We start from the raw sequence: 12,037 nt of genomic DNA, 5'->3' as shown, positions 1-12,037 counted from the left end.
CTCCCGGCCGGCATCGCCACCGGCCGGGAGCGGGCTCACCCGAGCTGGTCCGATGCCCGAGGTTCGAGCCCGAGTGCCTTGCGCAGGTCCTGGGCGAGAGCGGCCGGGTCGGCGAACCGGCTCTGTCGAACGAGCAGTGCCGTGGAGACCGGGAAGAGGTTGCCGGCCTCCCGCATGAGTTCGGCCGTGCCGGCCCCGGCCGGGCGGTCGGGGCCGAGGACCCGATCGGCGGTCGGGTCGTCGAGGACGTAGACCCAGACCCGGTAGGCGCTCGGGTCGTCGGTCAGCCCGGGACCGGCCAGTACGGTGCGGTCGTACCGCTCCGGCAGGGCCGGTGCGGGGCAGCCGAGGTGAACCGCGGTCGCCGGGTCGTACCCGAACCGGCCGTAGGCGCCGGACCAGCCAGGCGCCTGGCGGGCCCGGTCCAGCGCGGTGAGCAGGACGGTCCGGACGCTGTCCGGCGCACCCGAGCGCGGTCCGGTCTCGACGCACATCCGCAGGTCCGACCGGGTGGTAACGAGCAGTCCGCTGGCGGTGTCGAGGTGGGCGTGGTCGGCGTGGTCGTGGCCGCTGTCGCGGTCGCGGCCTGTCGCCGCCACCGCGATCCCGCCGGCGACCAGCGCCGCCACGACCGCCCCGGTCAGCACGGTCAGCAGCCGGTTGGGCGGAAAGCGCCGGTCCACGGTCAGCCCATCAGGTTCCGTACGGACTGGAAGTCCGACGGGCTCGGATACCAGTTGGTCCAGTTGCCGCAGCCGTAGCCGACGATCGTGCTGTGCATGAGGCTCGGCGGATTGCAGACACCGTTGTCGTCGGTCAGACCGAAGACGTGCCCGAACTCGTGGTTGATGAACGCCCGACCGGTGTTGTCGAGCCGGCCGCCCGAGCTGAAGACCAGGTAGACGTATGCCCACCGGCTGTCGTAGTGGCCGTGGGTGGCGTTCCACACCGGACTGTCGTGGACGACGCAGTTGTAGTAGTTCGCCGGGCCGCCGCACCGGCCGCTCCAGTCCCAGGCGTAGTGGACCTCGATCTCGATGCTGTTCCGGGTCGCGGCCGGGTACGAACTGCAGTGGCTGTCGGTCGGCCACAGATCGATCCGCCACTCGCCGAGGCCGTCCCAGACCCTGCCGGATCCCATCTGCGTCAGGGTCTGGTTGACAAAAGAGCGGGCGGCGGCGTGGCTGACCTTGGACGTGTCCCGCGACTCCACGCAGAACTGCTCGTCGTAGGTGCCGGCGCCGGAGCCGGCGGTGGCGAAGTGCATGTTGTGCAGGTGCCGCTGCGAGCTGGGGTTCGGGTGGGACGCGGCGGCCGGGCCGGCCGGTACGAGCAGCGCGGCGACCAGCACGGCGAGCCATACGGCCGGAACCCAGGCGGGTAGCCGGGCACGACGGTCGGACATCGACGTTCTCCTCTCCATGGGGGTGTCGTGGAGTGTTCCGGGCACCGTTCTACGGCTGGTATATGCGCACCTGATCGCTATGCTTCGATGCCATGGAGGATCGGCTGCGTTTCGGTCTCCTCGGCCCCGTACAGGCGTGGGCCGGCGACCGGCCGGTCGTGCTCGGACCACCGATGCAGCGTGCGGTCCTGGCCGCGCTACTCCTGCACGCCAACCGGGTCACCTCGGTCGACGAACTCGTCGACCTGCTGTGGGACGCCGGGCCACCGCGCACCGCCCGAAAGAACGTCCAGTTGTACGTGTGGCGCCTACGCAAGCTGCTCGGCGACCGCCTGGTGTCGAGCCCGCCCGGCTACCGGATCGCGGTCGACCCGGCCGACCTGGACGTCGCCCGGTTCGAGGACCTGCTCCGCGCGGCCCGGACGGAGGTCCGCGCCGGCCGCTCGGAGCAGGCCGGCGGGCTGTACCGGTCGGCGCTGGACCTCTGGCGCGGCGAGCCGCTGGCCGACGTCGCCGGGATCGGCACCTTCGGCGCCGGTGCCGCCCGGCTGGACCGGTCACGCCTGACGGCGTACGAGGAGTACATCGACGTCGAACTCGACCTGGACCGGCACCACGCCGTGTTGCCGCTGCTCGACGACCTGGTCACCCGCTATTCGCTGCACGAGCGGTTCGCCGAGCAACAGGTGACGACGCTGCACCACCTCGGCCGGCGGGGAGCGGCCGTCGACGCGTACCTGCGGTGCCGCCGGGCGCTCGCCGACGAACTCGGGCTGCGGCCAGGCCCGGTCCTACAACGCCTCGGTGAACTGGCCCGGGGCTCGGCCGACCCGCCCGTCCCGGGGCCCCGGGAGCCGGCGCTGCGAGAGTTGCCGCACACCGTCGCCGCGTTCGTCGGTCGCCAGCGGGAACTCGCCGTCCTACGCGAACGGCTCACCGATCGCCCGGGACCGGCGATTCCGCTGTGCGTGGTCACCGGACCGGCCGGGGTCGGCAAGTCGGCCCTGGCCATACGGGCAGCCCACCAAGTCGCCGACGCATTCCCCGACGGCCAACTGTACGCCGACCTGCGTGGCGCCACCGCCGGGCTGCGGCCGGCCGCGCCGATCGACGTACTCGGCCGGTTCCTGCGGGTGCTCGGGGTGGCGGACAACGCAGTCCCCACCGAGGTGGCCGAGGCGTCGGCCCGCCTGCGGTCGCTGCTGGCCGACCGGCGGCTACTCCTGGTCCTCGACAACGCCCACGACGCCGCCCAGGTACGCCCACTGATCCCGGCCGGTACCCGCTGCGCCGTCCTGGTCACCTCCCGGCGCAACCTGATCGACGTCGACGGTGCCAGCCACCTGGAACTCGACGTGCTCGCCGACGCCGACGCCGTCGAGCTGCTCGTCCGGCTTGCCGGCAGCCACCGGGTCGCCGCGGAGGCCGACACCGCGGCGCTGCTGGTCCGCCGGCTCGGCGGCCTGCCGCTCGCGATCCGGATCGCCGGGGCCCGGCTCGCCGCCCGGCCGAACTGGACGCTGGCCACGCTCGCCGACCGGCTGCACGACGAACGGCGCCGGCTGCACGAACTGCGCCTGGGCGACATCGCGGTACGGACCAGTTTCCTCGTCAGCTACCAGCACCTGGCCGACCCGATGGCGACCCGGCTGTTCCGGCTGCTCGGTGCCGTCGACGGACCAGACGTCACCGCACCGGTCGCCGCGGTGCTGCTGGACGTCGACCCACCGCAGGCCCTGGACGCGCTCGACGAACTCGTCGACGCCCGGCTACTCGACGAGACCGCGGCCGGGCGGTACGCCATGCACGACCTGATCCGGCTCTTCGCCCGCGAACGCGCCAACGACGAACCACCCGCCGAACGGGACGCGGCCGTGGACCGAATGCTGGCCCACCACCTCGACCTGACCCGACACGCGCTGGGCCTGCTGCGGCCCGGTACCCGTACGCCCCCGATCACCGGCCCGCCGCGCTTCGCCGACGCGGACACCGCGCTGGCCTGGCTGACCATCGAGCGGACGAACCTGGTGGCGGCCACCGTGCAGGCCGCCGGCTCGGCCGCACACGCCCGCCGCGGCGCCGACCTGGCCGACAGCCTGTACCTCTTCTTCGAGATGTCCGGGCACGTGGCGGACTGGCTCACCGTCGACCGGGCCGGCATCGACGCGGCCGTCCGGCTCAACGACCAGGTGACCGAGGCCCGCCTGCGACACGACCTCGCGGCCGCGTACTTCTACCTGCACCGCCCCGACGAGGCGGCCCGACACCTGGAGCACAGTCTGCTGATCAGCCGAGCCGCCGGCGACGACGAGGGCCGGGCCAGGGCGCTGAACCAGTTCGGTGTGCTGCACGGGATGGCCGGCGACTACGAACGGGCCGCCGAATTCTTCAAGGACAGCCTGCGGCTGCGCCGCAAGCTCGGCGACGAGCGGTCCTGCGCCGCAGCCCAGGGCAACATCGGCATGGCCTACCGCCTCGCCGGCCGCCTAGAGGAGTCGGTACGGCACTGCCGAGCGGCGGCGAGCCTGGCCCGGCGGGCCGCCGCCCCCGAAGTGGAGGTAAACGCGCTGGGCAATCTCGGTGAGGTGCAGTGCATGCTGGGCCGCTACAGTTCGGCGCTGCGGTACCTGCGGCGCAGCCTGGCCATCGCCGGAGTGCCGGCCAACGAACGCAACCGGGGCAGCATCATGGGCACCCTCGCCGACGCCTACCTCGGCACGGGACGGCCCGGTCCGGCGATCAAATACGCGGAACTGGCCGTCGACGCGATGCGCCGGGCGGACTTCCGGCACGGCGAGGCCCTCGCGCTACGCCGGGCCGGCCGGATACTGTGCGCCCACGGCGATCCGGGACGCGGAGTCGAACAGTTGCGGCTCGCCCTAGCCCTGTTCACCGACCTGAAGCTACCCGAAGCGGCCGAGGTACGCGCCGAACTGCGTGCCGCCCGGCCGTAACCCGGCGCCGGCCATAGGCTGCGTCCGCCCCTGCTGGCCGCCGACGCCGGCTACGGCGACAACAGCCAGCTCCGCACCGCACCGCACCGCACCGCACCGGGAACCGTGACGCCAGTTCGCACACTTTCGCACTGATCACCGCCAGCAAACCGTGGCCCGCGAGCAGATGAGCTGCAACCGCACCCGCACGATCAACGCGCCGACCGCCCTGCCACGCACCGTCGATCTCGGCATCGACGCCCGACGGACGTCGCCCCCACAGCGCCCGCCACAAGATGGACTGCGTGCGGCTGTTACCGTGTCCATGCCTGGACAGAAGGTCGGTGTCCCTCAGCCGAGGGCACCATCGAACGGCTCCACCGAAGGTACCCGGCTCCGGCCTTTTAGATGACACCGGAGCCGGACTTCGTACCGATCGCATTGGCGCCCGCACGCCGGCAGTCTTGACGAGGACGCACCGCCAACACCACCACAAGGAACGAAACAGGCAAGGGGCTTGACCACCATTCCTACAGGGGAGTCCTTGGTCCGCCCGTTTCGGTGAGGGTTGTCGTGTCGGTGCAAGGACGAGCGCCTTCGCTGCCTATCCGAACTACGTTTGGACCCAGGGGCGGCTGCGCCGGCCTGCCCGGTGTACGCCGCCGTCCGCGAACTCCAACGAATCCTCACACCTGGACCGGCGCCTGCACCCTCTGCCACCACCTCGTGAACCGCTACACCGCAACAAACGGTCCCGAACCCAACAAAGCACTACTGCCAGTCGTAGAACCCCTTGCCCGTCTTCCGTCCTAGGTGTCCTGCGGCGACCATCTCGCGCAGGATGTTCGGAGGGTCGAAACGGTCTCCGAGTTCGCGGGCAAGATGTTCGGCGATGGCGAGCCGAACGTCGAGCCCGACGATGTCGGTTGTTTTCAACGGCCCCAGGGGGTGTTTGTAGCCCAGCGTCAGGGCTGTGTCGATGTCATCAACCGATGCGACTCCCGCCTCCAGCATCCGCATGGCCTCCAGGGCCAGAACCACTCCCAGTCGGCTGCTGGCAAACCCTGGCGAGTCGCTTACCGTGATCGCGGTCTTACCAAGGGCCGTGATCCAGGCTTGCGCATTCGCCACTAGATCCGGTGCGGTCTTGGCGCCGACGACGATCTCCACCAGCTCGCTGGCCGGCACGGGGTTGAAGAAGTGGAGACCGACGAAGCGCTCCGGTCGGGCCAGGTCTCGAGCAAGATCGTCGACCGACAGGCTGGAGGTGTTGGTGGCGAGCACCGCTTCGGGCGCCACGTGTTCAACGCCGCGCAGCACTCGCCGCTTGAGGTCGGGATCCTCCGGAACCGCCTCGATCACGAGGGCACACGCCTGCAACCGGGCGTGGTCGGTGGTGACGGTCAGCCTCGAGAGAAGTTCGATCGCGGGCGCGGGCAGCGTTCCACGTTGGTCGGCCTTCGCCACGCTGCTCTCCACCCGGACGCGGGTGGCCTGAACGGTGGCATCGGAGGTTTCGACTATCCGGACTGTCGCGCCGGCCAGGAGGAACGCGTGTGCGATGCCCGAGCCCATGCGTCCGCCTCCATACACGCCCACCATCGTTGGTGCGCTGCTGGGCGGGGTCATGACCACTCTCCCGTGTCGATGACATTTTCCAGTACGACGGCGAGGGCCTGTCCCACGCCGATGCAGATGGCCGCGACACCCCATCGCTTTCCCTCGCCGGCAAGGCGGTGGGCGAGTGTGCCGACGATGCGTGCGCCTGAGGCGCCGAGCGGGTGCCCGATCGCGATCGCTCCGCCCTTGGTGTTGACGATGTCGGGGTCGATCTTCCAGGCGTCGATGCAGGCCAGTGCCTGCGCGGCAAATGCCTCATTGAGTTCGACCGCGCCGACAGCGGACCAGCCGATCCCTGCCCTCGCCAGAGCGATGTTGGCCGCTTCGACCGGTGCGAATCCGAAGTCCTGGGGATCGAGTGCATGGACGCCCCGGCCGGCGAAGCGGGCCAGTGGGTCGCATCCGATGAGCGATCCGGCCCGCTCCGACCCGACGACCAGGGCAGCCGCCCCGTCGCTGAGGGGCGACGCGTTGCCCGCCGTGATCGAACCATCGGTTCGAAACGACGGTTTCAGCCGGGCCAACGTCTCGGGGGTGGAGTCGGATCTGATGCCTTCGTCCCTGGTCAGCCCGGTGTTGCCGACCGGAATGACCAGGTCGTCGTAGAACCCGGATTCCCAGGCGGTGTGGGCGAGCTGGTGCGAGCGCGCCGCGAACTCGTCCTGCCGCTGACGGGAGATGGCGTACCTGTCCGCCAACTGTTCGTTGCACTCGCCGAGGGAGGCCGTCCACTCCTTCGGCATACGGTCGTTGACCAGCCGCCATCCCAACGTGGTGGAGACGGCCCTGACATCACCTGCGGGATAACCACGATCGGGCTTGGGGAGCACCCACGGGGCCCGGGTCATCGACTCGACACCACCGGCCACGACAACCTCAGCGTCGCCAGTCTCGACCAGCCGGGACGCTGTCATCGCTGCGTCCAACGATGAGCCACAGAGGCGGTTCACCGTGGATCCGGGCACCGAGGTGGGCAGCCCGGCGAGCAGCACTGCCATGCGCGCGACGTTGCGGTTGTCCTCGCCGGCGCCGTTGGCGTTGCCGTAGATCACATCGCCGAGCCGTGCGCGGTCCAGCGCCGGCACCGTGTCGAGCACCCCCGTGAGCGCGGTCGCGGCGAGGTCGTCGGGACGTACCTCGGCGAGGGCACCACCGAAGCGGCCGAACGGCGTACGGACGGCGGAATAGAGAAACGAGGCGGTCACCCCTGGAGTCCTTTCATCGTGCGGAACAGCTCAGCCGAGGCCTGTCGTCAACACGACCTTGCCCTTGACCCGGCCGTCCTTGACGTACTGGAGGGCATCGCCGGCCTTCTGCAGCGGAAACGTCGTGTCGACCGCCGCGTCGACCTTTCCGCCGACGAACAGCTGGAACACCTCGGCCATGGTCGAGCGCATCAGGTCCGGCATCCGATCGCGGTAGTCACTGCTCTGGAGTCCCACGATGCTGATGCTCTTGACCAGGACGTGTCCCGGCTTGATGGGGTTCTGACCTCCCGAGGCGAATCCGACGATGACGATGCGGCCCTCCCAGGCGGTCGCTCGGATAATCTGGGTCAGGAAGTCACCGCCGAGCATCTCCAGCACCACGTCGACGCCCTTGCCGTCGGTGGCGGCCAGCAGTTCGTCGCGCAGCGTCTGCGGGGTGGAGGTGAGGACGACGTCCGCGCCCTGCTGGCGGGCCAGCTCTGCCTTCGCGGCATCCTGGGCCAACGCGATCACCCGCGCGCCGTACGCCTTGGCGAGTTGGACGCCGGCGGAGCCAACGCCCCCTCCCGCGCCGGTGACCAGAACGGTCTCCCCCGGCTTCATCTGGCCACGGCGCAGCAACCCGAAGTAGGCGGTGGAGTAGACCAGCCCGGAGGCGGCCGCCGACTCGTAGGAGATGGCGTCAGGCAACTCCATGACCAGTTCCTCCGGGACGCACAGTTGCTCGGCGTAGCCGCCGAACTCGACCAGCGCCAGGACCCGTTGGCCGATCCGGATTCGCTCGACGCCCTCCCCGACCGCCTTCACGCGTCCGGCCGCTTCCTTGCCGGGACTGAACGGCCGCGCCGGAAGGTTCTGATAGGTGCCCTCGACGACGAGGATGTCGGGGAAGTTGACGCTGACCGCACCGACCTCGATCACGACCTCGCCCGGGCCTGGCACCAGGTCGGGCGCATCTTCGACGACGAGGCTGGACGGGGGGCCGAACTCCTTGACGAGTACCGCACGCATAACTGCCTCCTTCGGTTGATCAGGGTCAGGACCAGGGCGATTCGTCGCCCAGGTCGACGAGTGCGGGGTACGGCGCGGTGCCGGGGCCGGGACGGAACGCCGGTGAGATGGGGCTGGGGAGGGTGGCGAACGAGTCCTGCGTTCCGGGTGCGGACACCCGCTGTGGCGCGTCGATGTCGACGAGGGCCGCCTGGACCGCCTCGTCCCATGTCGCGACGACGACGGTGCACACGTCCTCACCGTCGAGCAGTGCCCGCCAGTGATCGGCAGGCTCGGCGGCGAACCGCTCGGCCAGGGCGCTGATCACCGTTTGCTCTTGGCCGTGGTCGTCGTGGAGCTTCGGATCGAGTTCCACCAGCTCGACCAGTCGGTCCCAGAACCTCTGCTCCAACGCCGCGCAGGCGACATGTCGGTGGTCCGCGGTCTCGTACACCCGGTAGCGCGGGCTGCCGCCGGTGAGGAGTTCGGCACCCGGGCGGGGCCAGCCTCCGCCGGCCTGATGGGTGGCGAAGTAGCCGTACGCGAGAACCTGCAGGTTGTGGGTGATCGAGACCTGCAGGTGGACGGGCTCACCGGTGCTGTCGCGCTGTCGCAGGGCCAGCAGGATGTTGACGACGGCGGGATAGGTGCCGCCGGCGATGTCGGCGAGCACGGTCACCGGCAGGCCGGGTGAGCCCGTGCTGTCGGTGGACACTCCCAGCAGGGCGGACTCGGCGAGATAGGTGAGGTCGTGGCCGGCGCGGGTGGCCCGCGGACCGGTCGGCCCGTAGCCGCTGATGGAGCAGTAGACGACATCGGGATTGACGGCACGTACGCGCTGGTATCCCAGGCCGAGCCGGTCGGCGACGCCCGGTCTGAACTGCTCGAGCACGACGTCGGCCTCGGCGGCCAGGTCGAGTACCCGGTCCCGTTGGGCGGGGTCCTTGAAGTCGACGGCGTACGCCCGCTTCCCACGGTTGAGTATTGCGTAGTTCGCACTCGCTTCGCCGAAGCGCGGCTCGTAGCTGCGCATCTCGTCGCCGCGGCCCGGCCGTTCGAGCTTGACGACGTCGGCGCCCGCGTCGGCCAGCATCAGGGTCGCGAGGGGCCCGGGTAGCAGGGTGGAGAGGTCCAGGACCTTCACGCCGTGCAGGGGGAGTTGCCGCTGCGAGCCGGTCACGACATGCCGTCCTCACGGCGCGGACCCGGCCCGACGAGGGCGCGGAAGGCGGGGGCGGCTGCCGCGTGGGTGTCTGTTGCCGCACGAAGTGAGACCGCGTCTCGCAGGTACCGTTCGGCGGGATACTCGGTCAGATAGCCGTAACCGCCGTGAGACTGCAAAGCCGCGGCGGCCACCTCGATCGCGGCGTCGCAGGCGTGGCGCATCGCGGCCAACGTCTGTACCGATCCGTCATCCGTCCCGAGCGCAGTCGTCAGCGCTACCGCGGTCCGCGTGGCCTGGTCCAACAGCGACTGCCGGACGGTGGGCAGGTTGGTGAGGGGGCCACCGAACTGGTGGCGTTCGGCGGCGTACGCGGCTGCGGCGTCGGCGGCGGCTCCGGCGATGCCGGCGGCGACCGCCGCGGCGCCGCGGCGCAGTCGTGCGCGGGCCGCGGCGACGTCGACGTCGCGCAGGCGACGAACAGTGGCCGCCGGTGCGGCTTCCGCGAACCGCACCGATCGTGTGAGGGCGCCGCCCAACCCGGTCCGGTCCAGTGGTCGGGTGGTCATCGCCTCCCGTTCGACCAGCATCGCGGTGTCGTCGTCCCGAGCAGCAGCAGGTAGGGAGCCTCGGCGGCCGGGTCGATCCGGTCCACCGATCCGTGGAGTGGCCCGGCGGAGCTGACCAGTCGCACGTGCCGGGACGTCGTGTCCACGACGGCGACCGCAGCATCCGCGGTGTGCACGGCGGTGACCACGTCGGAGAATCGGTCGTCGCCGCCCAGCACGTCGATCGCCGCGTGTGCCTGGGTGGCCGCCCAGCCGAGGGCCGGCCACGTACGTCCCAGCCGTTCCATCGCCACCGCGGTGGTGACCCGGTCGGCTCCCCCGCCGCCGTGCCGCTCTTCGGTGCCGAGGGTCCAGATGCCCAGTTCGGCGAGTTCGGTGGCGAGCGCACCGACGACGTGGGGATTGTCGGTCAGCACCACGTCGCGATCGACGGTGAAGGTGTCGAGCATGGTTGCCAGGTCGCGCTGCTCCTCTGCGAGGGCGGGGCCGAGCCAGCTCACGACCAGTAGCTTTCGGTTCTCGGTTCGCGACGTTCGCTGAACGAGTCGTTGAGTTCGTGGGCCTCGCGGGTCTGCAGGTAGAAGGTCAGTTGCTGGTCATGGGCCATTCGCGCCTGGCCGGAGACACCGTTGTGCCGGGCCGAGAACGCGGCCTTCAGACCGGCGATGGCCATCGGACTTCGGGAAGTGATCTCACGCATCACGGTGGCGACCCGGTCACGGAACTCGGCGACGGGCACGACCTCGTTGACCAGCCCCATCGCCAGTGCCTGCGCGGCGGAGTACTTGCGGTTGAGGTACCACATCTCCTTCGCGCGCTTGCGCCCGATGGTGTCCTCCAGGTACCAGGACCCGTAACCGGCGTCGAAGCTGCCCACCATCGGCCCGACCTGCCGGAAGACCGCGTTCTCTGAGGCGATCGTGAGGTCGCACACGGTGTGGAGCACGTTGCCGCCGCCGACCGCGAATCCGTTCACGGCAGCCACCACCGGCTTGGGGATGGTGTCGATCGCCTGGTAGACGTCGACGATCGGGAGGACCTGTGACTGGTCCAGCGATGTAATCGGGTCGTGCTCACCGCCGATGCAGAAGAACTTGCCTCCGGCCCCGGTGAGGACCGCGGCGCGCAGGTCGGGGTCGAGGCGGAACCGCTGGAGCGCGTCGAACAGTTCGAGACAGGTTTGGGCGCGAAGCTTGTTTCCCGCGTCCGGCCGGTTGATGGTGAGGGTGAGAACCGGGCCGTCGCGGTCGATCAGGATGTCGTCGTAGTTCGGTGCGGTCATCGCGTCTTCTTCTCTCCGGTGCGGAAACCTTTGCTGTTCTTGGTGCCGAGGTGGCCGGCGGCAACCATCTGCCGCAGTAGCGGAGGCGGTGCGTAGCGGGCGTCCGAGGTGGCCGTGTACATGCTCTCGGTGGCGTGCAGGTGCACGTCGAGGCCGATCATGTCGAGCATCTCGAGCGGGCCGGACCTGTACCCCAGCCCCAGTTTGAGCGCCAGGTCAATGTCCTCGGCGGTGGCGAGCCCGTCGTGGTACTCCTGGATGACGTCGTTGAGGTACGGAAGCAGCAGGGCGTTGATCAGGAACCCGGGGCGGTCCCTGACGACTATGGGCTGCTTGCCATCCAGGCTGTGCACGAGCGTGACAAGCCGGTCGACGAGGTCCTGGCTCGTCTGCAGGGCCCGGACCACCTCGACGGTACGCATCACCGGCGCCGGATTGAAAAAGTGCAGCCCGGCGACCCGGCTGGGGTCGGGCAGGGCGGCGGCGAGTGCGGTCACCGACAGCGCCGAAGTGTTGGTGACAATGGGGGTTCCGTCGCCGACAGCCGCGGCGACGGCGGCGAGGATCTCGCGCTTGACCTCCAGGTTCTCGGTCACCGACTCGACGACGAGGTCGACGTCGGCCAGGTCGTCCGGCGCGGTACCGGTGGTGATGCGGGCGAGGGTGGCCTTCTTCTCGTCGGCACTCACCTTGCCGCGGGCCACACCGCCGTCGAGAAAGGCGCTGATGGCGGCGATGCCCGCCTCGGCCCGTACCTGGTCGGTCTCCAGGGCGACCACGTCGCGGCCGGACGCGGCGAACACCTGGGCGATACCGCTGCCCATGGTTCCCAGGCCGACCACTGCGATCCTGTGGAACTGATTCATCG

At 70.1% G+C, this 12,037-nt stretch carries 11 protein-coding genes; 1 reads left to right on the top strand and 10 read right to left on the bottom strand.

The window, feature by feature from the left end:
- Positions 1–35 precede the first annotated feature (35 nt).
- Positions 36–683, bottom strand: a complete 648-nt coding sequence (locus tag Prubr_RS24690) for a hypothetical protein (RefSeq protein ID WP_212817287.1) — start codon at positions 681–683, stop codon at positions 36–38.
- A 2-nt stretch (positions 684–685) separates the two neighbouring features.
- A complete protein-coding gene (locus tag Prubr_RS24685; RefSeq protein WP_212817286.1) occupies positions 686–1,405 on the bottom strand; it encodes a hypothetical protein in 720 nt (239 codons plus the stop codon).
- A gap of 92 nt (positions 1,406–1,497) precedes the next feature.
- On the opposite strand from Prubr_RS24685, the gene Prubr_RS24680 reads away from it, so the two are divergent.
- Positions 1,498–4,359 (top strand): AfsR/SARP family transcriptional regulator, encoded by a 2,862-nt coding sequence (locus tag Prubr_RS24680; protein WP_212817284.1) that lies wholly within the window; start codon positions 1,498–1,500, stop codon positions 4,357–4,359.
- A gap of 750 nt (positions 4,360–5,109) precedes the next feature.
- Here the strand turns inward: Prubr_RS24680 and Prubr_RS24675 are convergent.
- From Prubr_RS24675 to Prubr_RS24640, 8 genes are read right to left on the bottom strand one after another with little or no spacing between them, the layout of a single operon-like run.
- Positions 5,110–5,967 carry a 3-hydroxyacyl-CoA dehydrogenase family protein gene (locus Prubr_RS24675; protein WP_246567583.1) on the bottom strand — a complete coding sequence of 286 codons (858 nt, stop codon included), beginning with the start codon at positions 5,965–5,967 and terminating at the stop codon, positions 5,110–5,112.
- A complete protein-coding gene (locus Prubr_RS24670; protein WP_212817282.1) occupies positions 5,964–7,163 on the bottom strand; it encodes a thiolase family protein in 1,200 nt (399 codons plus the stop codon). Before Prubr_RS24670 ends, Prubr_RS24675 begins: the two co-directional genes overlap by 4 nt.
- A gap of 30 nt (positions 7,164–7,193) precedes the next feature.
- Entirely contained in the window at positions 7,194–8,177 is a 984-nt protein-coding gene (locus Prubr_RS24665) for an NADPH:quinone oxidoreductase family protein (protein WP_212817280.1), read from the bottom strand.
- 25 nt (positions 8,178–8,202) lie between these two features.
- A complete protein-coding gene (locus Prubr_RS24660; protein ID WP_212817278.1) occupies positions 8,203–9,336 on the bottom strand; it encodes a CaiB/BaiF CoA transferase family protein in 1,134 nt (377 codons plus the stop codon).
- Positions 9,333–9,908: an acyl-CoA dehydrogenase family protein gene (locus Prubr_RS24655; protein WP_212817276.1), complete on the bottom strand. Its 576-nt coding sequence runs from the start codon at positions 9,906–9,908 to the stop codon at positions 9,333–9,335. Before Prubr_RS24655 ends, Prubr_RS24660 begins: the two co-directional genes overlap by 4 nt.
- Positions 9,884–10,387: an acyl-CoA dehydrogenase family protein gene (locus Prubr_RS24650; protein WP_212817274.1), complete on the bottom strand. Its 504-nt coding sequence runs from the start codon at positions 10,385–10,387 to the stop codon at positions 9,884–9,886. Before Prubr_RS24650 ends, Prubr_RS24655 begins: the two co-directional genes overlap by 25 nt.
- Positions 10,384–11,169: an enoyl-CoA hydratase-related protein gene (locus Prubr_RS24645; protein ID WP_212817272.1), complete on the bottom strand. Its 786-nt coding sequence runs from the start codon at positions 11,167–11,169 to the stop codon at positions 10,384–10,386. Before Prubr_RS24645 ends, Prubr_RS24650 begins: the two co-directional genes overlap by 4 nt.
- A complete protein-coding gene (locus Prubr_RS24640; RefSeq protein ID WP_212817270.1) occupies positions 11,166–12,035 on the bottom strand; it encodes a 3-hydroxyacyl-CoA dehydrogenase family protein in 870 nt (289 codons plus the stop codon). Before Prubr_RS24640 ends, Prubr_RS24645 begins: the two co-directional genes overlap by 4 nt.
- Between the last annotated feature and the right edge of the window lie 2 nt (positions 12,036–12,037).

The sequence above is a fragment of the Polymorphospora rubra genome (assembly GCF_018324255.1).
In the GTDB taxonomy this organism is placed as follows: Bacteria; Actinomycetota; Actinomycetes; order Mycobacteriales; family Micromonosporaceae; genus Polymorphospora; species Polymorphospora rubra.
The sequence above is the reverse complement of the archived record's forward strand: the minus strand, read 5'-3'. Positions and strand labels throughout refer to the sequence as shown.